At 44.3% G+C, this 21,638-nt stretch carries 33 protein-coding genes and 1 pseudogene; all 34 read left to right on the forward strand.

Annotated features, from left to right (window positions below):
- A pseudogene (locus tag FC07_RS16025) lies at positions 1 to 334 on the forward strand (hypothetical protein); the annotation flags it as partial.
- On the forward strand, positions 334 to 975 hold the full coding sequence (locus FC07_RS13500) for a TIGR04282 family arsenosugar biosynthesis glycosyltransferase (RefSeq protein ID WP_057905616.1): 642 nt from the start codon (positions 334 to 336) through the stop codon (positions 973 to 975). The pseudogene FC07_RS16025 and the gene FC07_RS13500, both read left to right, overlap by 1 nt.
- A complete protein-coding gene (locus tag FC07_RS13505) occupies positions 950 to 1,798 on the forward strand; it encodes a nucleoside hydrolase (protein WP_057905617.1) in 849 nt (282 codons plus the stop codon). The genes FC07_RS13500 and FC07_RS13505 overlap by 26 nt, the downstream gene beginning before the upstream one ends.
- 3 nt (positions 1,799 to 1,801) lie before the next feature.
- Positions 1,802 to 2,851 carry a selenide, water dikinase SelD gene (selD, locus tag FC07_RS13510; RefSeq protein ID WP_057905618.1) on the forward strand — a complete coding sequence of 350 codons (1,050 nt, stop codon included), beginning with the start codon at positions 1,802 to 1,804 and terminating at the stop codon, positions 2,849 to 2,851.
- A 15-nt stretch (positions 2,852 to 2,866) separates the two neighbouring features.
- The gene (yedF, locus tag FC07_RS13515) at positions 2,867 to 3,544 is read left to right on the forward strand and encodes a sulfurtransferase-like selenium metabolism protein YedF (RefSeq protein WP_057905619.1); all 678 of its coding nucleotides are present in this window, start codon (positions 2,867 to 2,869) and stop codon (positions 3,542 to 3,544) included.
- 22 nt (positions 3,545 to 3,566) lie between these two features.
- Positions 3,567 to 3,842, forward strand: a complete 276-nt coding sequence (locus tag FC07_RS13520) for a putative Se/S carrier protein (protein ID WP_057905620.1) — start codon at positions 3,567 to 3,569, stop codon at positions 3,840 to 3,842.
- 6 nt (positions 3,843 to 3,848) lie between these two features.
- Positions 3,849 to 5,729, forward strand: a complete 1,881-nt coding sequence (gene selB / locus FC07_RS13525; protein ID WP_057905621.1) for a selenocysteine-specific translation elongation factor — start codon at positions 3,849 to 3,851, stop codon at positions 5,727 to 5,729.
- 1 nt (position 5,730) lies between these two features.
- A complete protein-coding gene (locus FC07_RS13530; protein ID WP_057905622.1) occupies positions 5,731 to 6,879 on the forward strand; it encodes an aminotransferase class V-fold PLP-dependent enzyme in 1,149 nt (382 codons plus the stop codon).
- Between the two features lie 6 nt (positions 6,880 to 6,885).
- Positions 6,886 to 8,274: an L-seryl-tRNA(Sec) selenium transferase gene (gene selA / locus FC07_RS13535; RefSeq protein WP_057905623.1), complete on the forward strand. Its 1,389-nt coding sequence runs from the start codon at positions 6,886 to 6,888 to the stop codon at positions 8,272 to 8,274.
- Positions 8,267 to 8,662: a hypothetical protein gene (locus FC07_RS13540; protein ID WP_057905624.1), complete on the forward strand. Its 396-nt coding sequence runs from the start codon at positions 8,267 to 8,269 to the stop codon at positions 8,660 to 8,662. The genes selA and FC07_RS13540 overlap by 8 nt, the downstream gene beginning before the upstream one ends.
- Positions 8,662 to 8,985, forward strand: coding sequence for a rhodanese-like domain-containing protein (locus tag FC07_RS13545; RefSeq protein ID WP_057905625.1), 324 nt, complete (start codon positions 8,662 to 8,664; stop codon positions 8,983 to 8,985). Before FC07_RS13540 ends, FC07_RS13545 begins: the two co-directional genes overlap by 1 nt.
- Before the next feature lie 318 nt (positions 8,986 to 9,303).
- Positions 9,304 to 10,734 (forward strand): proline--tRNA ligase, encoded by a 1,431-nt coding sequence (proS, locus tag FC07_RS13550; RefSeq protein ID WP_057905626.1) that lies wholly within the window; start codon positions 9,304 to 9,306, stop codon positions 10,732 to 10,734.
- A gap of 274 nt (positions 10,735 to 11,008) precedes the next feature.
- Complete coding sequence (gene rpsJ / locus FC07_RS13555; RefSeq protein ID WP_057905627.1) at positions 11,009 to 11,317, forward strand: 30S ribosomal protein S10; 309 nt, start codon at positions 11,009 to 11,011, stop codon at positions 11,315 to 11,317.
- Between the two features lie 30 nt (positions 11,318 to 11,347).
- Positions 11,348 to 11,986, forward strand: a complete 639-nt coding sequence (gene rplC, locus FC07_RS13560; protein ID WP_057905628.1) for a 50S ribosomal protein L3 — start codon at positions 11,348 to 11,350, stop codon at positions 11,984 to 11,986.
- A gap of 23 nt (positions 11,987 to 12,009) precedes the next feature.
- Entirely contained in the window at positions 12,010 to 12,633 is a 624-nt protein-coding gene (rplD, locus tag FC07_RS13565; protein WP_057905629.1) for a 50S ribosomal protein L4, read from the forward strand.
- The gene (gene rplW / locus FC07_RS13570; RefSeq protein WP_057905630.1) at positions 12,633 to 12,917 is read left to right on the forward strand and encodes a 50S ribosomal protein L23; all 285 of its coding nucleotides are present in this window, start codon (positions 12,633 to 12,635) and stop codon (positions 12,915 to 12,917) included. The genes rplD and rplW overlap by 1 nt, the downstream gene beginning before the upstream one ends.
- A 36-nt stretch (positions 12,918 to 12,953) precedes the next feature.
- Positions 12,954 to 13,793 (forward strand): 50S ribosomal protein L2, encoded by an 840-nt coding sequence (gene rplB, locus FC07_RS13575; RefSeq protein ID WP_057905631.1) that lies wholly within the window; start codon positions 12,954 to 12,956, stop codon positions 13,791 to 13,793.
- Positions 13,794 to 13,841: 48 nt separating this feature from the next.
- Positions 13,842 to 14,117 carry a 30S ribosomal protein S19 gene (gene rpsS, locus FC07_RS13580; RefSeq protein ID WP_057905632.1) on the forward strand — a complete coding sequence of 92 codons (276 nt, stop codon included), beginning with the start codon at positions 13,842 to 13,844 and terminating at the stop codon, positions 14,115 to 14,117.
- An 18-nt stretch (positions 14,118 to 14,135) separates the two neighbouring features.
- The gene (gene rplV, locus FC07_RS13585; RefSeq protein ID WP_057905633.1) at positions 14,136 to 14,483 is read left to right on the forward strand and encodes a 50S ribosomal protein L22; all 348 of its coding nucleotides are present in this window, start codon (positions 14,136 to 14,138) and stop codon (positions 14,481 to 14,483) included.
- Between the two features lie 13 nt (positions 14,484 to 14,496).
- Positions 14,497 to 15,255, forward strand: a complete 759-nt coding sequence (gene rpsC, locus FC07_RS13590) for a 30S ribosomal protein S3 (RefSeq protein ID WP_057905634.1) — start codon at positions 14,497 to 14,499, stop codon at positions 15,253 to 15,255.
- A 2-nt stretch (positions 15,256 to 15,257) separates the two neighbouring features.
- On the forward strand, positions 15,258 to 15,692 hold the full coding sequence (gene rplP / locus FC07_RS13595) for a 50S ribosomal protein L16 (RefSeq protein WP_057905635.1): 435 nt from the start codon (positions 15,258 to 15,260) through the stop codon (positions 15,690 to 15,692).
- Positions 15,682 to 15,879, forward strand: a complete 198-nt coding sequence (gene rpmC, locus FC07_RS13600) for a 50S ribosomal protein L29 (RefSeq protein ID WP_057905636.1) — start codon at positions 15,682 to 15,684, stop codon at positions 15,877 to 15,879. Before rplP ends, rpmC begins: the two co-directional genes overlap by 11 nt.
- 39 nt (positions 15,880 to 15,918) lie before the next feature.
- A complete protein-coding gene (rpsQ, locus tag FC07_RS13605) occupies positions 15,919 to 16,194 on the forward strand; it encodes a 30S ribosomal protein S17 (RefSeq protein WP_057905637.1) in 276 nt (91 codons plus the stop codon).
- 32 nt (positions 16,195 to 16,226) lie between these two features.
- Positions 16,227 to 16,595, forward strand: a complete 369-nt coding sequence (gene rplN, locus FC07_RS13610) for a 50S ribosomal protein L14 (protein ID WP_057905638.1) — start codon at positions 16,227 to 16,229, stop codon at positions 16,593 to 16,595.
- A gap of 32 nt (positions 16,596 to 16,627) precedes the next feature.
- Positions 16,628 to 16,936, forward strand: coding sequence for a 50S ribosomal protein L24 (rplX, locus tag FC07_RS13615; protein ID WP_057905639.1), 309 nt, complete (start codon positions 16,628 to 16,630; stop codon positions 16,934 to 16,936).
- Between the two features lie 23 nt (positions 16,937 to 16,959).
- Entirely contained in the window at positions 16,960 to 17,502 is a 543-nt protein-coding gene (gene rplE, locus FC07_RS13620) for a 50S ribosomal protein L5 (RefSeq protein WP_057905640.1), read from the forward strand.
- A gap of 16 nt (positions 17,503 to 17,518) precedes the next feature.
- Positions 17,519 to 17,704 carry a type Z 30S ribosomal protein S14 gene (locus FC07_RS13625; RefSeq protein WP_010011761.1) on the forward strand — a complete coding sequence of 62 codons (186 nt, stop codon included), beginning with the start codon at positions 17,519 to 17,521 and terminating at the stop codon, positions 17,702 to 17,704.
- 28 nt (positions 17,705 to 17,732) lie between these two features.
- Positions 17,733 to 18,131 (forward strand): 30S ribosomal protein S8, encoded by a 399-nt coding sequence (rpsH, locus tag FC07_RS13630; RefSeq protein WP_057905641.1) that lies wholly within the window; start codon positions 17,733 to 17,735, stop codon positions 18,129 to 18,131.
- A gap of 29 nt (positions 18,132 to 18,160) precedes the next feature.
- Entirely contained in the window at positions 18,161 to 18,697 is a 537-nt protein-coding gene (rplF, locus tag FC07_RS13635) for a 50S ribosomal protein L6 (protein WP_057905642.1), read from the forward strand.
- 33 nt (positions 18,698 to 18,730) lie between these two features.
- On the forward strand, positions 18,731 to 19,099 hold the full coding sequence (rplR, locus tag FC07_RS13640) for a 50S ribosomal protein L18 (RefSeq protein ID WP_057905643.1): 369 nt from the start codon (positions 18,731 to 18,733) through the stop codon (positions 19,097 to 19,099).
- 21 nt (positions 19,100 to 19,120) lie between these two features.
- Positions 19,121 to 19,627 carry a 30S ribosomal protein S5 gene (gene rpsE, locus FC07_RS13645; protein ID WP_057905644.1) on the forward strand — a complete coding sequence of 169 codons (507 nt, stop codon included), beginning with the start codon at positions 19,121 to 19,123 and terminating at the stop codon, positions 19,625 to 19,627.
- 13 nt (positions 19,628 to 19,640) lie between these two features.
- Positions 19,641 to 19,823: a 50S ribosomal protein L30 gene (gene rpmD, locus FC07_RS13650; RefSeq protein ID WP_057905645.1), complete on the forward strand. Its 183-nt coding sequence runs from the start codon at positions 19,641 to 19,643 to the stop codon at positions 19,821 to 19,823.
- A gap of 22 nt (positions 19,824 to 19,845) precedes the next feature.
- Entirely contained in the window at positions 19,846 to 20,280 is a 435-nt protein-coding gene (rplO, locus tag FC07_RS13655; RefSeq protein WP_057905646.1) for a 50S ribosomal protein L15, read from the forward strand.
- Positions 20,280 to 21,578: a preprotein translocase subunit SecY gene (secY, locus tag FC07_RS13660; protein ID WP_057905647.1), complete on the forward strand. Its 1,299-nt coding sequence runs from the start codon at positions 20,280 to 20,282 to the stop codon at positions 21,576 to 21,578. The genes rplO and secY overlap by 1 nt, the downstream gene beginning before the upstream one ends.
- Positions 21,579 to 21,638: the final 60 nt, after the last annotated feature.

A 21,638-nucleotide genomic window follows, 5' to 3' on the forward strand; every position in this document is an offset into this window, starting at 1 on the left:
TTGGTCCAAAATTGTGCGGTATGCCGATATTAAACCTCGTATGAATAATTCGGGTACCACATTGTGGCGGACCACGACGATTTTAACGTCAGCGCAAAAGCAAGCCTTCATGGCACAGTATGCGCGTGTGGCACAGGTATCGGAAGCACAAGTCGTGGCAAATGTGCAGCGCTATATGCCGTTTTTGTTATTACGTGCCTTAGCCTGGTGCGCCCGCTTATTGGTGGATTATGAGCACAAACCAATTCAAAATCCTGAGATTTACGCCAAATGTCAACAGTATTTGCAGCCGGAATTTCTGACGCAATTGTTTAAAAAGAACGGAATTGATTAATGGTGAAGCAAGCATATCTTATTTTTTCAAAGGTCCCAACGGCTGGTTTCTCCAAAACACGTTTAAGCCCGGCCTATTCACCGCAAGTAGCGGCTGAGATCCAGGCGGTTTTATTACAGCGATTGCTGACGGCGGCTTTGCGGTTACCAGCAACGCAAGTCTTTCTGGCTTATCGTGCGGCTAATGCTACTGCTAGTACGGCATTTTTGGCACAATTACCGGCAGCTGTAACAGCTTTTCCGCAAGTTAAGGCGTCACTGGGAACAGCAATGGCAGTGGCCTTGCAACAGGTGCGTCAGCAAGGGTATCAGCAGGTGGTGTTAACCGGCAGTGATATTCCAGGCTTAACCACCGCCATTTTGCAACAAGCATTTGATCAATTGACAGCGCATTCGGTGGTGCTCGGACCTAGTCCAGATGGTGGTTATTATTTGATTGGGAGCCGGCAATTGGATTTAACGCCTATTTTAGAAGCAGAGACAGCTTGGAGCACGGATAGTGTATTGAAAGTAACTCAAAATAGATTAGAACAGCGTGCCGTGACCTATGCCATGTTGCCAACTTTAGGCGATATTGACACAGCGGCCGATTTAAAAAGAGAGGGCGGCGATTTATTTGCCACAAGTCATTTTAGATTGTGATAATACTTTTGGTTTAGCAGGGCATGATATTGATGATGGCCTTGCGTTAGCCCATTTATTACGAATGCCAACCGTAGATGTGCTAGGGGTGACCTTAACTTATGGGAATGGGACGTTAGCACAGGTGACGCAACAGACCAAGCTGTTATGGGAAGCGGCTGATTTAGAGCTACCGTTTTATGTTGGGGCCAGTAGTGAAGTGGATGTAACATCTGCCGCGGTGCGTTATTTAGTGAAAATAGTGCGCCAACACCCACAAGAAATCACCATTGTTGCGACAGGTTCGTTAACCAATCTAGCAGCAGCGCAGCAATTATGGCCTGGCTTTTTAAAACAAGTCAAACAATTATATATAATGGGCGGTGCGTTTGGGCCGATGACCATGGGACAACAAGTGGTAGATGAATTAAACTTTTCAGTCAATGATACAGCTGTGAAAACAGTGTTAAGTGCAGCAGAACGACCAATTATCGTGAGTGGTTCGTATATCCATGACTTTGTGACGTTCTGGCCTGATCAGCCGACAAATTGGCTGGCTGAACAAATTCAAAATTGGCAAGTTTATAACGAAAAGCAGTGGCAATTGGCAGGGTTTATTAATTGGGACGGCATGACCGCCACTAGTTTGACCCAGCCTGACTTATTCACTTGGCGGGATGAAACCGTTGAATTAAATGCGACGGCTTTAGAAAAAGGGTTGCTGATTCCAAAAGCAACGGGAACTTGTCAGTTGAAGTTAGTCACTGGTATTCAAAATCCGGCAGCATTAACCGCCAGTTTACTAGCAGATATGCACTTTTTAACAGCGCAAGCGGAGGGATAAAAGATGACGGAAACGGCAAAATTTGCAGCAGAGCAATTAATTGTTTGTGGCGGTTGTAATGCCAAAATGGGGCCTGGTAATTTAGCGGATATTTTAGCCAAATTACCAGCTAATAAACGTGATGATGCCTTATTAGTCGGCTATGACACCACCGATGATGCAGCAGTTTATCAAATCGATGCGGAGACCGCATTGATCCAAACGTTGGACTTCTTTCCATCAATGGTGAATGACCCTTATTTATTCGGTAAAATTGCGGCTACAAATGCGTTAAGCGACGTATTTGCAATGGGTGGCGATGTGTTGACTGCGTTAAACATTGTTTGCTTCCCAGAAGACATGAATCGGCATATCTTGGAGAAAATTTTGCAAGGTGGTCAAGAAAAGGTCAAGGAAGCCGGGGGAATTTTAGCTGGCGGCCATTCGATCCATGATCGATTACCTAAGTATGGGTTAGCCGTAACGGGTAAAGTGGCACCGAATCAAATTTTACGCAATGATACAGTACGGCCAGGGGATGCCTTGATTTTGACCAAGCCATTAGGGGTGGGTATTGTCACCACCAGTTACAATGCCGGAGCGGCCAGTGAAGCTGCTTTTCAGCAAGCAGTCGACTCAATGCAAACATTGAACAAATATGCAGCGGATGTGCTGAAGCAACATCAGGTGACCAGCTGTACAGACGTCACCGGCTTTGGCTTGGCAGGACATTTAAGCGAAATGTTACACGGCCAGTTACAAGCCACCATTGAAGCAGTTGACTTGCCGATGATCCCAGATGCATATACTTGTGCAGAAGAATTTTTAGTCACGGCAGGTGGGCAACGCAATCGTAATTTCCTACAAGACAAGATCAAGTTTGAACTAGATGATTATGCACTGGAGGAAATTGTTTACGATCCACAAACCTCAGGTGGTTTATTGGCTAGCGTGCCAGCAGATCAGGTGGCCACTGTTGTCGCTGATCTGAAGCAAGCTGGTGTGACAGCAAATTGTATCGGCCGTGTGACGGAAAAAGCGGCTGATGACCCAATTGAAATAATTGTCAAATAGAAAGGACGTTTCAACATGTCAGAAAACTTAGCGAAAATAGATGCTTTAGGTCAGGCTTGCCCGATTCCAATTATTCGGACTAAAAAGGCATTGCGCGACCACAACGAAGTCGAGATCTTAGTGGATACAGATGTTTCAACTCAAAATCTTGAAAAAATGGCCAAACAGTTAAACTATCAGTATGCCATGAAGCAATTGGCACCTGATCAATTTCAAGTCAATATTGCCAAGGCTGGTACCACAACAGCAACTGCCCCGACGACACCAGCGGCAACGGTCACTGCTAGTACGCCGACTGATGGCGATGCTGATCAACCACATATTGAAAGCTCAGAAGCCGGCCAAATTCGGTTGTCACAAGGCTATACGGTGGTGATCAATACCAATACCATGGGTCAAGGTGACGAAAAGTTAGGGCAAACGTTATTAAAGAGTTTTGTCTATTCATTGACAGAACAGGATGTTTTGCCAGAATACATTTTGTTTTATAACGGTGGCGTTCAGTTAGTTGCTGAAGGCTCTGATTCAGTTGAAGATTTACAGGCTTTAGCAGCACAAGGGGTTAAGATCTTATCTTGTGGGGTTTGTATCAACTATTTCGATTTAAAAGAAAAAATGGCAGTTGGTGAGATCACCAATATGTTCCGAATCGTAGAAATCATGCGCAAGTCGCAACGGTTAGTGCGGCCATAATTTTCATAAAGAAGGTTATCAAATGGATCAAGAATTTGGCTTAGTGGTATTTGATGAAACCCATGAGGCGATTAAAAGTGAGACCCTAGTCAAAGCGCAGCAGATCAAGGCGCGGGCGTTAACCACACCTGGCCAGATCACAGCTGGTTGTGGCTTAAGCCTACGCTTTGCGCTGGCGGATCTGCCGAAAATCAAGGCCTTTTTACAGGCAGAACAGATCCATTATCAAGCCGTTTATCATGGTGAACGCCATGGTCTCAAAAGTGACTATCAATTATTGTTTAAATATGAGGGGTAATCTGAAGTGGAACACATTGTCATTGCGACTGCCGGACACGTTGATCACGGCAAAACAACTTTGATTCGTGCCTTAACCGGCATTGAAACCGACACAACCAAGGAAGAAAAGCGGCGTGGGCTTACCATTAATTTAGGGTTTGCTTATTTTGATCTGCCCAGTCATCAACGTGTGGGCATTGTTGATGTTCCAGGGCATGAAAAGTTTCTGAAAAACATGATTGCTGGCTTGTCCGGTATTGATCTCGTGTTACTGGTCGTCGATGCAGGTGAAGGTGTGATGCCACAAACCCGTGAACACGCCGCTATTTTACGCTTGCTAGGCATCACCAACTTTATTGTGGTATTAACCAAGGTGGATACTGTTGACCCAGAAATGTGTGACTTAGCCATTGAGGATATTCAAGAAACCTTTCAAGGGACCGTGATTGCGGATGCACCAATTGTGAAAACAGATGCAGTCAGTGGCACTGGATTGCCTGAATTAGTACAATTAATGGACCAAACAGTGGCTAAGTTACCGCAACGCCACAATACAGGGCGCCCACGACTGAATGTGGATCGGGTCTTTTCACTAAAAGGGTTCGGGACAGTTGTGACGGGTACGTTGTTAGATGGGGCGATTCATACTAATGATGACCTAGAAGTTTACCCCAACGGTGTTTTAGCCCACGTGCGTAACATTCAGGTGCACGATCAAGACGAAACAGTTGCCTTACCGGGCCAGCGTACCGCGTTAAATTTAAATATTAAAGCAGATCAAATTGCTCGCGGGGATGTTTTGACTTTACCGGAGAATGTCCAACCAAGCTGGATGCTGGATTTGGCGTTACAAACCTTGGATCTACCAGAAGCGGCACTGACCATGCAAGAGCGTGTCCGTTTGTATATTGGCGCCCGAGAAGTGTTAGGGCGAGTCTACCCGTTAGGGACAGATGAGTTAAAACCGAATGAGCAGGCCTTGGTTCAAATTCGGTTAGAAGAACAAGTTGGCGTTAAAAATGGTGATCGGTTTATTATGCGGACCTATTCGCCAATGCACACGATTGGCGGGGGACAAGTGTTGGCAGCCAATCCGAAACGGCACCACCGCTATGAACAGCCGATTTTAGAAACCCTGCATATTCGGCAAGCAGGTGAGGCAGCGGCTATTTTAACGGATTTCATTCATAAGCAGCCTGCTTATTTTGTAACGGTAACGCAAGTGATGGATTTGTTAAATGTAAGTGAAACAGTGGCGACGACTTTACTCACTGCACAAGTCACACAAGGAACATTGGTCCAATTTGGTAAAAGCTATGCGGTCCAAGCCAAATTGGTTGCTTTAAAACAACAATTGATCACCTTGTTAGGCGATTTCCATCAGCATAATCCGCTGGTAGCTGGTTTATCGCGGGCAGAATTAATGTCTCGATTGGCCGATTGGACCCAAACGCAAACCGTAACACCGATTTTTGATTATTTTGTGCAACAGCAGGTCATTAAGGAACAGGCTGGCTTAGTAGCTCTAGCTGATTTTGAGCCACAGTTTACGCCGGCACAACAAGCCATTAAACAGGCCCTATTAGTGCAGTTAACCCAGGCCAATTTGATTCCGTCTGCCATCACTGATTTAGTGGGAACGGATCGCCAAAAGCGACAGGTTTTAAATGGCCTGATCAATACGGATGTGGTATTGTTAAACTCGGATTATGTCATGGCAACAACCAGTTACCAACACACCATTGAACGGGTGACACAATTTATTCAGCGTGAAGGTGAGTTGAGTTTGGCCGATTTTCGGGATATTACCGGTTCTAGCCGGCGCTATGCCATGATGATCTTGGAACGAATGGATAAGGATGGCATTACCCAACGTGTGGCGAATAAACGGGAATTGAAGGGATAACATGATTTATTTAGACAATGGTGCAACAACTTTAAAAAAACCGAAAACTGTAGCAGATGCGGTGTATCAAGTGCTTGCTAGCAATGCGTATGCCAATCCGTCACGTGGGGCTTACCCAGCCGCAATCAAGGCACATGAGGTGGTTTATCGTTGTCGTCAGTTATTAAAAACGTTATTTCATGCGCCTGATGAAGCGTTGATTGCCTTCACCAATAATGCCACTGAAGCCTTGAACTTTGCCATTAAAGGGTTATTAAAACCAGGCGACCATGTGATCAGCACCGTGTTTGAGCACAATTCGGTTTTGCGACCGCTCTATCAAATGGCCGATCAAGGCGTGACGCATACGTTGATCGGTCTTGATGCTCAAACAGGGGCCTTAGCGGTTGACCAGCTGGAACAGGCGCTCCAACCTAATACCAAGATGGTGGTGTGTACCCATGCCTCAAATGTCACCGGTTATCGGTTACCAATTGATCAGATCAGTGCGTTTTGTCAGCGGCATCAGCTGCTGTTTGTGTTAGACACTTCGCAAACGGCTGGTAATACGCCAATCGATATGCAGGCGCAAGGGATTGATGTCTTATGTTTTACCGGGCATAAGTCACTTTACGGTCCGCAAGGTACAGGTGGGATTTGTTTCCGGAAAGCTTTACCGATTGAACCCTTGATTTCAGGTGGCAGTGGGGTCGACTCTTTTAATCACCATCAGCCAGCTTTCTTGCCGGAGGCACTCGAGGCAGGCACGTTAAATGTTCCAGGCATTGCAGGCTTGGCGGCAGGTGTTCAATACTGCCTTGATCAAGGCGTCACTCAGCTTGGTCAGCAAGCGGTCAAACTAGCAGATGAATTTGCGGCGGCAATGGCTGAATTACCGCTGGTCACCTTGTATTCGCATCCTGAAGTGGACCATGTGGGCACCGTTGCCTTAAACGTCGGGTATGTGAATGCAGCTGAAATTTCGGATTTATTAACAGAGCACGACATTGCCACGCGTCCAGGGGCACACTGTGCACCTGTGATTCATGAGACCTTACACACGGTTGAACAAGGTATTGTGCGGTTTTCATTTTCAAGTTTTAATACGCAGGCGGAAACGCAGGCGGCCATTCAAACCATGCAAGGCATTGTGGCCTTGGCGAAGGGGTAATTTTTGATGAAGCAGAATCTTTTTGCGGCGTTGCCGGCAATGAATACATTGATGCAGTCACCAGCAGTCAAAACATTGTGTGATCAATATGGTTATACGTTGGTCAAACATACAGTGCAACATGTTTTGACGCACTGGCGCAGCCAGATCAAAGCAGGCGATGAAACGGAGCCAACTTTGGCGTTATTGGTGCAACAGATTCAAACGGCGGTTCATGAAAAAGGGGATATGTCCCTACGGCATGTGGTCAATGCGACTGGCGTGGTACTACACACTAATTTAGGCCGGGCCGTATTAAGTCCAGCGATTCGGGATACGTTTGAACAAGTCGCATTTGGCTATTCAAATTTGGAATACAATCTCGCTGAGAAACAACGCGGACAGCGGTACCATCATACCGAGCGCTTACTGCAGGAAATTACGGGTGCTGAATCTGTTTTAGTTGTGAATAACAATGCAGCAGCCGTGATGTTAGTGTTGGATACCATGGTCCAACAACAAGAAGTGATCGTTTCCCGTGGTGAACTTGTGGAAATCGGGGATTCTTTCCGAATTCCGGATATTATCACCCGTGGCGGTGGTCTTTTGAAAGAAGTCGGGGCGACCAATAAAACCCACTTGTACGACTATGAACGGGCGATCACGGAAACCACAGGGGCTTTGTTAAAAGTGCACACCAGTAATTACCGCATGGTCGGGTTTGCGGAGTCAGTGGCCACAGCAGACTTATCGCAATTAGCACACGCGCACCATTTACCACTGATCAATGATCTTGGGAGTGGGTTGTTAGTCGATCTACAGCCTTATGGCTTGCCAGCTGAACCTTTGATCAAAGAGGAATTAAAGTATGCCGATGTCGTGACATTCTCAGGCGATAAGCTACTAGGGGGACCGCAAGCTGGTATTATTGCCGGTAAAAAGGAATACGTGGATCAGATGAAGCACAATCAGTTAACGCGGGCGTTACGGGTGGATAAGCTGACCCTAACAGCTTTAGAGGCAACCTTACACCTTTATCAAAATCCAGATAAATTACTAGAAAATGTGCCAACATTACGCATGATCACCCAATCAGAAGCCACTTTGGCCAACCATGCGGTTGATTTCATGCAACGCTTATTGGAATTGCCAACGTTACAGGTCAGCCACATTAAAGGGGAATCCCAAGTAGGCGGTGGTTCTTTCCCAGGGTATACGTTGCCGACTTATTTGGTCACGGTGACCACACCGTTGTATTCTGCTACAAAGCTGGAAGCAGCGCTACGCTTAGGCAAACCGGCAATTGTCGCACGAGTTGAAAATGACCAGTTGCAATTTGATGTGCGAACCTTAACGGCCACTGATGATGAACTGATCATTCAACGTTTAAAGGAGTTGGTTAGCCGCGATGCTTAGACGAATTGGACGCTGTGTCATTTTGATTTTACAGTTGCTTCTGGTTGGCTTACCCTTTTTATTTCGCGATCTGTTCAACACCCATTTAGGGTTTATGCGGGAAATTTTATTTCTCAACGAAAATTATCCGATTTGGCTGATTTGGATCGTCGCTGGCGTGGTTTTATTTGTGACCATCGGTTTACTAGGCTGGGCCCACCATCGCATTCGAAGCAAGTATGATTGGCTCGAATGGTGCTGGCTGGCGCTATTAGCAGTCTTATTAGTGGGTATCGGTGCTTATTTCTGGCACGCACCTGAATTTATTTATGATCTATTGGTGTTAAGCGGTGCAGTGTTCAGTCAATTGATTGTTGTGAAATTACATTTTAAAAAGGTTGTTGTCTAATGTTTTGGCGTTGGGAGAAAATCAAAATGAATATCACGGTGACAGAACTGGCCCGACGGTTACAACAGCCCATTCAGTTGCTGGATGTGCGCCGACCAGATGAATATTTTGCGGGGCACATTGACCAAGCCCTCAATGTGCCCTACGAAGTGATCCGTTATTTACCTGCCCAAATTTCTAAGACACAGCCCGTTTATCTGATCTGTACTGGCGGTGTCCGAAGTGTTTGGGCAGCTAAAAAGCTGCAACAGCAAGGCTACCAAGTGATTAATGTGCTTGCTGGTATGGACGCTTGGACAGGCCCAGTTGTCACTGGTCAATAAGGCGAGCAAGCAGATTGTGAGAATAACCACTTGACGAAACCGGTTTAGTTCGTTATAGTGAGAGACAATTAAATAAGTTATTTGATTGGACTAGTAAAGAGGCACTCGATTTGCCAGGAAAGAGCAGTTGCTGAGAAGCTCAAAAATCGATCTCTTGAACCTACCATGTTGAAATGCAGGGATAAACCTGCACGTTTAATTAAGCGCTAATTAATTTTGAGATGTAAAGCATTGCTTTGAATGAGGGTGGTACCGCCTAATGGGTCCCTCAAATAAGCAATGCTTTTTATTTTCCACAAAAAATATGAGGTGAACAGAATGGCAAAAGACTTTGTAAAAGAAATTACCGCACGTGATGATGACTTCGCAAAATGGTATACCGACACTGTATTAAAGGCAAAAATGGCAGATTATTCACCAGTTCGTGGTGCCATGATCATCTTGCCTTACGGCTATGAAATTTGGGAAAGCATTAAGCATAGTTTTGACAAATTGATCAAGGCAACCGGCCATGAAGACATGGTCATGCCGATGCTGATCCCAGAATCATTGTTGCAAAAAGAACAAGAGTTGATCAACGGTTTTGCCCCTGAAGTCGCTTGGGTGACCCAAGGTGGGACTGAACAGTTACAAGAACGCTTAGCCGTTCGACCAACCTCAGAAGTGTTATTCAGTGATTATTATGCGAAAGTGGTTCATTCATACCGCGACTTGCCATTGAAGTACAACCAATGGGTAAGTGTCATGCGTTGGGAAAAGACCACACGGCCATTTTTGCGGACCTCAGAATTCTTCTGGCAAGAAGGCCATACGGTGCATGCAACTGCAGCTGAATCGCATGCAGAAACCTTACAGATCTTAGATGACTATGAAAAAGTGGTCAGCGAGTACTTAGCCATTCCAGTGGTAAAAGGGCAAAAGACTGAAAGTGAAAAATTCGCCGGTGCAAAAGAAACCTTCACGTTAGAATCAATGATGGCAGATGGTCGTGCCTTACAGTCGGCCACTTCACATGACTTTGGGGATAAATTTGCTAAGGCATTTGACATTAAATACTTGGATAAAAATGGTGAACAACAATATGGTAACCAAACGTCATGGGGCTTGTCGACACGGATCATTGGCGGCTTGATCATGGTTCACGGTGACGATCGTGGTTTGAAATTACCACCTAAGGTTGCACCAACTCAAGTTGAAATTATTCCAATTGCACCAAATGATGACGTGCTTGCCAAAGCTGACGAGATTCAAGCAGCATTAAAGGCTGCTGGTATCCGGGTTGATATGGATCATAGTGATAAGAAGCCAGGTTGGAAGTTTAGCGAATACGAAATGCGCGGTGTGCCAGTTCGTTTGGAAATCGGCCCACGTGACCTTGCCAACGCCCAAGTTGTTTTGGCACGTCGGGACACAGGCGAAAAGACCAGCGTTGCCATTGCTGATTTAGCGACTGAAGTACCTGCCTTGTTAGATGCCATCCAAAAGAACCTTTACCAGCAGGCTGCTGAACATTTAGCCAGCCACACTTATACCGCAACAACCTTTGATGAATTCAAAGAAAAACTAGGCAACCACAATGGTTTTGTCAAAGCAATGTGGTGTGGGGATGAAGCTTGCGAAAAGGCAGTTAAGAAAGAAACCAAAGCAGGTTCACGTTGTATCCCATTTGAACAAGAACATTTAAGCGACCATTGTATCTATTGTGGCAAACCAGCTGATAAGATGGTGGTTTGGGCACAAGCTTACTAGGCTGTGACCTATATAATAGGTAGAAAAGAATCCAATTGCGGATTCTTTTTTATTTTGTTCAAAAAACTTTGAAAAAGGGGTTGTTATTCTGAGGCCTATCTTGTAAGATAGATAAGGTGCTGATTTCAAAGAATGATGCACCCCCTAATTGTTACAATTAAGGGAGCACAGATGTGAAAGGTTGCGACACACCCGGCCGCTTTGCCATGGCGGAGTGTGTCGGGAATTTTCACGGAGCTAGTTCATTTTAAAAACGAACGAAGGAGGGAAAAACATGGCAAAACAAAAGATTCGGATCCGTCTTAAGGCATACGAACATCGCGTCTTAGACCAATCTGCAGAAAAGATCGTCGAAACAGCTAAACGGACAGGGGCTGCAATTTCAGGCCCAATTCCATTACCAACTGAACGTACATTGTACACAGTTATTGCTGCGACACATAAGTTCAAGGACTCACGTGAACAATTTGAAATGCGCACACACAAGCGTTTGATCGACATCATCAACCCAACACCTAAAACGGTTGACGCCTTGATGAAGTTAGACTTACCAAGTGGTGTGGATATCGAAATTAAATTATAGTTCAAATACAATTAAATTGGAGGTGTACTCATGGCCAGAAAAGGAATCTTAGGAACAAAAGTAGGGATGACACAGATCTTCACTGACAACGGTGAATTGATCCCAGTTACAGTCATCAAGGCAGAACCAAACGTTGTCTTACAAGTGAAGACAGTTGAATCTGACGGTTACGAAGCATTACAAGTTGGTATCGACGATATGCGCGACGTTTTGTCTAACAAACCTGCTAAGGGTCATGTTGCAAAAGCAAAAACGGCTCCTAAGCGCTTCATTCGCGAATTTCGCGACATCGCTTTAGGAGATATCAAAGTAGGAGACGAGATCAAAGCTGATACTTTTGAAGCTGGTGAAATCGTCGACGTAACGGGTACAACGAAGGGTCACGGTTACCAAGGCGTTATCAAGAAGAACAACCAACGTCGTGGACCTATGGCACACGGTTCTCGTTATCATCGTCGTCCTGGTTCATTGGGTGCGATCATCAACCGCGTTTTCCCTGGTAAGCAATTACCTGGTCGGATGGGTAACAATACTGTTACGATCCAAAACTTGGAAGTCGTTCGTGTTGATACAGACCGTAACGTTATTTTGATCAAAGGTAACGTTCCTGGTTCAAAGAAGTCATTAATTACAATTAAAGACGCTGTTAAAAATACAGCTAATAAATAATTTGGGAAGGGAGGAAAATTTAAATGCCTACAGTTACATTATATAAACAGGATGGCAGCCAAAATGGTGACGTTACATTAAACGACACAATTTTCGGTATTGCCCCTAACGATAACGTTGTTTTTGATGCTGTCATCATGCAACGTGCATCTTTACGTCAAGGTACACATGCTGTTAAAAACCGGAGCGCTGTTCGTGGCGGTGGTAAGAAACCATGGCGTCAGAAAGGTACTGGCCGTGCTCGTGCTGGTTCAATTCGCGCCCCACAATGGCGTGGTGGTGGTACGGTCTTTGGCCCTACACCTCGCTCATACAGCTACAAATTACCTAAGAAGGTTCGTCGCTTAGCATTGAAGTCTGTTTTGTCACAAAAAGTGATCGATGAAAAGTTAGTCGTTGTTGACGCTTTACAATTCGACCAACCAAAAACAAAACTCTTCGCTGAAAGCTTGAAGAACCTGGACGTTCAAACGAAAGCATTAGTAGTTCTTGAAGATGGTAATGATCAAGCTGCTTTGGCTGCACGTAACTTGCCAAATGTTACTGTTTTATCAGCAGATGGCGTTAACGTGTTAGATGTTGTAGCTAACGATAAATTAATCCTGACTCAAGCTGCTCTCGCTCAAGTAGAGGAGGCTCTTGCATAATGGAATCACGTGATGTAATTTTACGTCCGATGGTGACTGAACAGTCAATGGCCATTATGGACGACAAGAAATATACCTTTGAAGTTGACGTTCGCGCGAACAAGACGCAAGTTAAATATGCCGTTGAAGAAATTTTCGATGTTAAAGTTAAAAAAGTTAACATCTTAAACGTTCGCGGTAAACAAAAGCGTCAAGGCCGTTATGTTGGTATGACCAAAAAACGCCGCAAAGCAATCGTCGCTTTAACTGAAGATTCAAAAGAAATTAAGATTTTTGAAGACTAATTCAGACTAAAATCTCATTCATAGGAGGGAAACAACGTGGGTATTAGAGTATACAAACCAACCACAAATGGTCGCCGGAATATGACCAGCTCTGACTTCTCTGAAATTACGAAGACAAAGCCTGAAAAGTCATTAACCGAATACACGACAAAAACTGCTGGCCGTAATTCATATGGTCACATTACAGTTCGTCATCGTGCCGGTGGTCATAAACGTCAATACCGTTTGATTGATTTCAAACGTCTTAAAGACAATGTACCAGCTATTGTAAAAGCAATCGAATACGATCCAAACCGGTCAGCAAACATTGCATTATTGCAATACACTGATGGGGTTAAAGCCTACATCATTGCACCTAAAGGCTTGGAAGTTGGTATGAAAGTTCAATCTGGTGTCGATGCCGATATCAAAGTTGGTAACGCATTGCCATTAGCTAACATTCCAGTTGGTACAATCATTCATAACATCGAATTAAAGCCAGGTCATGGTGCACAATTAGTTCGTTCAGCCGGTGCTTCTGCACAGATCTTAGGTAAAGAAGGCAAATACGCCTTGGTTCGCTTAGGCTCAGGTGAAGTTCGGATGATCTTGGTAACTTGCCGCGCTACAATTGGTGCAGTTGGTAACGAACAACATGAATTGATCAACATTGGTAAAGCAGGCCGTAAGCGCTGGTTGGGTATTCGTCCAACAGTCCGTGGTTCTGTTATGAACCCTAACGATCACCCTCATGGTGGTGGTGAAGGTAAAGCCCCAATCGGTCATCCATCACCAATGTCACCATGGGGTAAGAAGACCCTTGGTAAGAAGACCCGTAATTCTCGTAAGCAGTCATCTAAGTTCATCGTTCGTGGCCGCAAACGGGGCAAACATTAATTTGCTAATTACATTCGTTAAAACATCCAGTACAAAGGAGGTTTCATAATGAGTCGGAGCTTAAAAAAAGGACCATTTGCCGATGATCATTTACTGAAAAAAATTGCTGCGCAAGCAGATCAAGATAAGAAGACTGTTATTAAAACTTGGTCACGTCGTTCTACGATTTTCCCAAGTTTTATCGGTTACACGATTGCCGTTTACGACGGTCGTAAACACGTACCAGTTTTCGTTCAAGAAGATATGGTCGGACATAAATTAGGCGAATTCGTTCCAACACGGACTTTCCATGGTCATGCTGGAGACGATCGTCGCACTAAATAGGCGAGAGGAGGATAATTCATGTCAGAACAAGTTACTGAAGCTCGTGCAACTGCTAAAACTGTTCGGATTGCCGCCCGCAAAGCTCGCTTAGTGATCGACTTAATCCGTGGTAAGAGTGTTGCCGAAGCAAGTGCGATTCTTAAGTTCACCCCACGTGGTGCTTCACCTGTTATTGAAAAGGTGTTAAACTCAGCAATCGCAAATGCCGAAAACAACTTCGACTTAGACGCTGAAAACTTGGTTGTAACAGAAGCCTATGTTAACGAAGGACCAACTTTAAAACGGTTCCGTCCTCGTGCCAAAGGTTCTGCTTCACCAATCAACAAACGCACATGCCACGTTACCGTGGTTGTAGCTGAAAAATAAGGAGGGATAACGCGTGGGTCAAAAAATTAATCCACTTGGTTTACGAGTTGGTATTTCTCGTGACTGGGATGCAAAATGGTATGCCGAAAAAGACTACGGCAAACTCTTAAATGAAGATTTGAAAGTTCGTAGCTTTATCGCAAAACGCTTAGCTGACGCCTCTGTCTCCCGTGTTGAGATCGAACGTGCAGCAAACCGTGTCAATGTTTCAATTCACACTGCTAAACCTGGTATGGTTATTGGTAAGGGTGGCGCTGAAGTTGAAAACTTACGTAAACAATTAAACACTTTAACTGGCAAGCGGGTCCACATCAACATTGTTGAAATCAAACAACCTGATTTGGACGCTCACTTAGTCGGTGAAAGTATCGCACAACAATTGGAAGCTCGTGTTGCCTTCCGTCGTGCCATGAAGCAAGCAATCCAACGGACAATGCGTGCTGGCGCTCACGGTATCAAGACAATGGTTTCTGGTCGTTTGAATGGTGCTGATATTGCCCGTAAAGAAATGTATTCAGATGGGACTGTTCCATTGCATACATTACGCGCTGATATTGATTATTCATGGGACGAAGCAACAACAACTTATGGTCAATTAGGGGTTAAGACGTGGATCTACCGCGGCGATATCTTAGCTGGCCAAACTCATGGTGACTCTATCAAAGATAATGCACCATCACAAAATAATCGGAACAACCGTCGCAACAACCGTGGCGGCAACCGCAATAACGGTCGTAACAACCGTAATCAAGGCACGAGAGGAGGAAACTAGACATGCTAGTACCTAAACGTGTAAAGCACCGTCGTGAATTTCGTGGCCACATGCGTGGTGAAGCGAAAGGCGGTAAGAAAGTTGACTTTGGCGAATATGGTTTACAGGCATTAGATTCCTCATGGATCACTAACCGCCAAATTGAAGCAGCCCGTGTTGCTATGACACGTTATATGAAGCGTGGTGGGAAAGTTTGGATTCGTATTTTCCCTCATAAGTCATATACATCTAAAGCAATCGGTACCCGGATGGGTTCTGGGAAAGGTGCTCCAGAAGGTTGGGTAGCACCTGTTAAACGTATGAAGGTAATGTTCGAAGTAGGTGGCGTTTCTGAAGAAGTAGCACGTGAAGCATTACGTCTTGCATCTACGAAGTTGCCAGTTCGTTGCAAGATCGTAACACGTGAGGAAGTAGGTGGCGAATCAAATGAAGGCTAAAGAAATTAAAGACTTAACCACTGCTGAAATGCTTGACCGCGAAAAAGAATATAAAGAAGAATTATTTAATCTTCGCTTCCAATTAGCCACAGGACAATTGGAAAATACGGCACGTTTAAAACAAGTGCGTAAAAATATTGCCCGGATCAAGACAGTATTGCGTCAACAAGAATTAAACAAAGACTAGTCGTAAACACACCTTAGATTGAATAGGAGGTCAAACATTTTGAGCGAAAAGAACGAAACGCGTAACGCACGAAAAGTCGTTCAAGGCCGGGTTGTATCCGATAAAGCGGATAAGACAATCACAGTTGCGGTACAAACTACAAAGCAACATAGCACTTATGGCAAGCGGATTCGCTATACCAAGAAGTACTATGCACATGACGAAAACAACGAAGCAAAAACCGGTGATGTCGTTAAGATCATGGAAACTCGTCCATTGTCTGCATCAAAGCGGTTCCGCTTAGTGGAAATCGTCGAAAAGGCTGTTATTTTATAAATCTGAATTATTAACGAAGGAGGGACTTTTCCGTGATTCAACAAGAAAGTCGTTTAAAAGTCGCTGATAATTCTGGTGCTCGTGAAATTTTAACCATCAAGATTTTAGGCGGTTCACGCGTAAAAACAGCGAATATCGGTGATATTATCGTTGCAACGGTTAAACAAGCAACACCAGGTGGCGTTGTCAAAAAAGGCGACGTTGTAAAGGCGGTTATCGTTCGGACCAAGACAGGCGCACATCGTGCCGATGGTTCCTACATCAAATTTGATGAAAACGCAGCAGTTATTATTAATGCTGATAAGAGCCCGCGAGGAACACGTATCTTTGGACCAGTTGCCCGTGAATTACGTGACAGCAACTTTATGAAGATTGTTTCCTTAGCGCCAGAAGTACTCTAAGCAACAATCTTTTTAAAGAAGGAGGCAATTTCATGTTCGTAAAGACTGGCGACAAAGTCCGCGTCATTAGTGGCAAGGATAAGGGTAAAGAAGGTACAGTAACCAAAGCTTTACCTAAAACTGATCAAGTGGTTGTCGAAGGTGTTCATATCATTAAAAAACACCAAAAGCCAAGTGCTGGCCAACAAGGCGGCATTGTTGAAAAGGCTGCTCCAATCCACGTATCAAACGTTGCATTGCTTGACCCAGAAACAAACGAACCTACCAAAGTCGGCGTAAAGGTCGAAGATGGCAAGCGCGTTCGTTATGCTAAAAAATCTGGCAATGTTATCGATAAATAATAAACTGAAAGGAGGAAAAATTAATGGCTAACCGCTTGAAAGAAAGATACCAAAAAGAAATTACACCTGCATTAGTTGAAAAGTTTAGTTACGCTTCAGTTATGCAAGCACCAAAAGTTGACAAAATCGTGTTGAACATGGGTGTTGGTGACGCTGTATCAAATGCTAAGAACTTGGACAACGCCGTTGCCGAATTAGCATTGATCGCCGGCCAACAACCTATGATCACTAAGGCGAAGAAATCAATTGCCGGCTTCCGGTTACGTGAGGGCATGCCAATTGGTGCCAAAGTTACATTACGTGGGGAACGCATGTATGACTTCTTAGACAAGTTGATCAACGTTTCATTACCACGTGTTCGTGACTTCCATGGTGTTTCTACCCGTTCTTTTGACGGTCGCGGGAACTACACTTTAGGTATCCGTGAACAATTAATTTTCCCAGAAATTGATTACGATCAAGTAGATAAAGTCCGTGGTTTGGATATTGTTATCGTAACAACCGCCAACACAGATGAAGAAGCACGCGAATTGCTGAAACAAATCGGCATGCCGTTTGCAAAATAAAAGGAGGTAATTAATCTTGGCTAAAAAATCAATGGTCGCAAAGCAACAACGTCCTGCTAAATTCTCATCGCAAGCTTATACGCGGTGCGAACGCTGTGGTCGTCCACATTCTGTTTATCGTAAATTCCATTTATGCCGGATCTGCCTTCGTGAATTAGCACATGCTGGTCAAATTCCTGGCTTGAAGAAAGCTAGCTGGTAAAAAGTCTAACTCAAGGGAGGTTACATTAATGGTCATGACTGATCCGATTGCAGATTACTTAACCCGCATTCGTAACGCCAACATGGTGCGTCACGAATCTCTGGAAGTACCTGCATCAAACATGCTTAAAAGCATTTCAGAAATCTTAAAGCGTGAAGGTTTCATTCGCGACGTTGAATACGTTGACGATGACAAACAAGGAATTATCCGTGTATTCCTGAAATACGGTAAGGATAACGAACGTGTTATCTCCGGTTTAAAGCGTATTTCCAAACCTGGTTTGCGTGCTTATGTCAAAGCAGACGCTGTACCTAAGGTCTTAAATGGTTTAGGTATCGCAATCTTGTCAACTTCTGAAGGTGTTATCACTGATAAAGAAGCTCGTGCAAAGAGTGTCGGCGGCGAAGTACTCGCTTACATTTGGTAATAATCTGATTAAATAAGGAGGTGTAACACGTGAGTCGTATTGGTTATAAAGTTGTAAAAGTACCTGAAAAGGTAACTGTTACTACAAACGGTAATGATGTAACTGTTAAAGGGCCAAAGGGTGAATTAACTCGTACTTTCAGTCCATTGATTGAAATGACCCAAAAAGACGGTGAAATCAGTTTCGAACGTAAGGATAGTGGCAAAAAGAGCCGTGAATTACACGGTACTACGCGCGCTAACTTAGCAAACATGATCGAAGGCGTCACAACTGGCTTTGTTAAAAAGTTACAGCTTGTCGGTGTCGGTTATCGTGCCCAATTGCAAGGCAAGAAATTGATCTTGAACGTTGGTTACTCTAACCCCGTTGAATTAGAAACACCTGAAGGTTTAGCTTTAGAAGTTCCTTCAAACACAGAAATTAACGTTTCTGGTATTTCTAAACAAGAAGTTGGCCAGTTTGCTGCTGAAATCCGCAGCATCCGCTCACCTGAACCTTATAAAGGTAAAGGGATTCGTTACGTCGATGAATATGTTCGTCGTAAAGAAGGTAAAACTGGTAAATAATGCAGCTTAGGCTGAAACAATAAAATTTAAGAGGTGAACATTGTGATTTCGAAACCAGACAAGAATAAAACACGCCAAAAGCGCCATTTGCGTGTTCGTGGTAAGATTTCTGGTACTGCTGAGCGCCCACGCTTGAACATTTATCGTTCTAATAAAAACATCTACGCGCAATTAATTGATGACGTAGCGGGTGTGACGCTAGCAAGTGCCTCGACATTGGACAAAGAAGTGAATGCAGAAGGAACTAAGACTGAACAAGCGCAAGCTGTCGGTGCTTTAGTTGCTAAACGCGCGGTTGCAGCAGGTCACGAAAACGTGGTCTTTGATCGTGGCGGTTACCTGTATCACGGTCGTGTTCAAGCTTTAGCAGAAGCTGCACGTGAAAACGGCTTAGACTTTTAGGAAAAGGAGGAATAACCATTTATGACAACAACGTTTATTGATCCAAGTAAGTTGGAATTAGAAGATAATGTCGTATCGATCAACCGGGTTACTAAGGTTGTAAAAGGTGGACGTCGTCTTCGTTTCGCTGCCATCGTTATTGTTGGCGATCACAACGGTCACGTTGGCTTTGGTACTGGTAAAGCACAAGAAGTCCCAGAAGCCATTCGTAAGGCCGTTGAAGATGCTAAGAAGAACTTGATCGAAGTTCCAATCGTTGGCACAACAGTTCCTCATGAAGTCATTGGCCGTTTTGGCGGTGGCCGCGTCATGATCAAGCCTGCAATCGCCGGTTCTGGGGTTGCTGCTGGTGGCGCAGTACGTTCTATTATGGAACTTGCTGGGGTTGCTGATGTTACAAGTAAGTTCTTAGGTTCACATACGCCAATTAACGTCGTACGTGCAACTATTGATGGGTTAAAACAATTACGGCGTGCCGAAACAGTTGCTGAACTTCGCGGCATTCCAGTTGAACAATTAAATAACTAGGAGGGCGAACTTCATGGCACAATTAAAAATTACGTTGAAGCGTAGTGTGGCACATCGTAAGCCTGCACACCGCAAGATCGTGAAAGCTTTAGGACTTGGCCGTGTAAACAGCTCTGTCGTATTGCCAGATAACGCTGCAATTCGGGGAGCAGTTACTAAAATTGCTTACCTAGTAGACGTTGAAGAAGCAAAATAACTAGCAAGGAGGTGCCGATTTAATGGATTTGCATAACTTACAGTCAAGTGAAGGCTCTCGCCACGTACGCAATCGTGTAGGCCGCGGGACTTCATCCGGTAATGGTAAAACTGCTGGTCGTGGCCAAAAAGGTCAAAAGGCTCGTGGCAAAGTGCGTCTAGGTTTTGAAGGTGGCCAAATGCCTTTATTCCGTCGTATGCCAAAACGCGGTTTCTCTAACATTAACCGTAAAGAATATGCATTAGTTAGTCTTGAAGACTTAAATCGTTTCGATGACGGAACTGAAGTAACTTCAGCTTTGCTAGTTGAATCAGGTTTAGTTAAAAAAGAAAAAGCTGGTATCAAGCTTTTGGCTAACGGTAAACTCACCAAGAAATTAACTGTAAAGGTAAGTAAAGCATCAGCTGCTGCGAAAGCTGCTGTTGAAGCTGCTGGCGGTAAAATCGAGGTGATTTAATGCTGTCGACCATCAAAAATGCTTGGCAAGTAAAAGATATTCGGAATCGGATTCTTTTTACGTTGGGTGTTTTATTCATTTTTCGTCTCGGAACCCAAATTACGGTACCAGGCGTTAATGCAAAAGCACTGACTTCGATTGCTTCGTCAGGATTAGTCAGCATGTTGAACATGTTTGGCGGTGGTGGTCTAACGAACTATTCGATCTTCTCAATGGGTGTTTCGCCTTACATTACGGCACAGATCGTGGTCCAACTGTTACAGATGGACATTGTGCCAAAATTTGTGGAGTGGAGTAAACAAGGGGAAGTCGGAAGACGCAAATTAAATCAGGTCACACGTTACTTAACAATCGTGTTAGCCTTTGTGCAATCAATCGGGATCACTGCTGGGTTTAACGCCCTCAGTGGTCTTGGTCTGGTTAAAAATCCAAACATTCAAACCTTTGTGATGATTGGGGTTATCTTAACCGGTGGTACGATGTTAGTAACGTGGATGGGTGATCAGATTACTGATAAAGGTCTTGGCAACGGGGTCTCGATGATTATTTTTGCAGGGATCGTAGCCCGGATTCCAAACGGGATCCAGCAAATTTACCAACAGTGGTTCGGTACAAATCCAGACACAACTCAGTTCTGGCTATACATACTTTATGCTGTTGTTTTATTGATCGCAATTTTGATCGTTGTTACAATCGTCACTTGGGTTCAACAAGCTAATCGGAAAATCCCAATTCGTTATACGCGGCGGGCTTCCGATGCTGGCGACCAAAGTTACTTACCTTTAAAAGTTAACGTAGCTGGCGTAATTCCAGTTATTTTTGCAAGTTCGTTTATCGCAACGCCCCAAACGATTTTACAAGCTTTTCAAAATGCACATTCTGAGGACACGTGGTTCCAAGTCATGAATCAGATTTTTAGTATGACCACTATTCCAGGTGCGATTCTATATACGTTCTTGATTATCGTTTTCACGTTCTTTTATGCGTTTGTACAAGTTAATCCGGAGAAAGTTGCGGAGAATTTGCAAAAACAAGGTAGTTATATTCCGAGTGTTTGGCCCGGTAAAGAAACGCAACATTATATCTCAGGTACGCTGATGCGGTTGAGTACTGTGGGATCCATCTTCTTAGGTGTTGTTGCTTTATTGCCGATTTTAGCGGCTAATATTTGGAATCTACCGGAATCAATTGGATTAGGCGGCACCAGTTTACTGATTGTCGTTGGGGTTGCGCTTGAAGCAGCCCGTCAAATCGAAGGTTTAATGATGAAACGGCATTACGTCGGCTTTATTCGTTAGCTTTGATGGCTTAAGAAGAGATAAAAGGGAATCTGGTTCGACGACATGGAATTTTTTTGA

The organism is Loigolactobacillus bifermentans DSM 20003, from assembly GCF_001434575.1.
In the GTDB taxonomy this organism is placed as follows: Bacteria; Bacillota; Bacilli; order Lactobacillales; family Lactobacillaceae; genus Loigolactobacillus; species Loigolactobacillus bifermentans.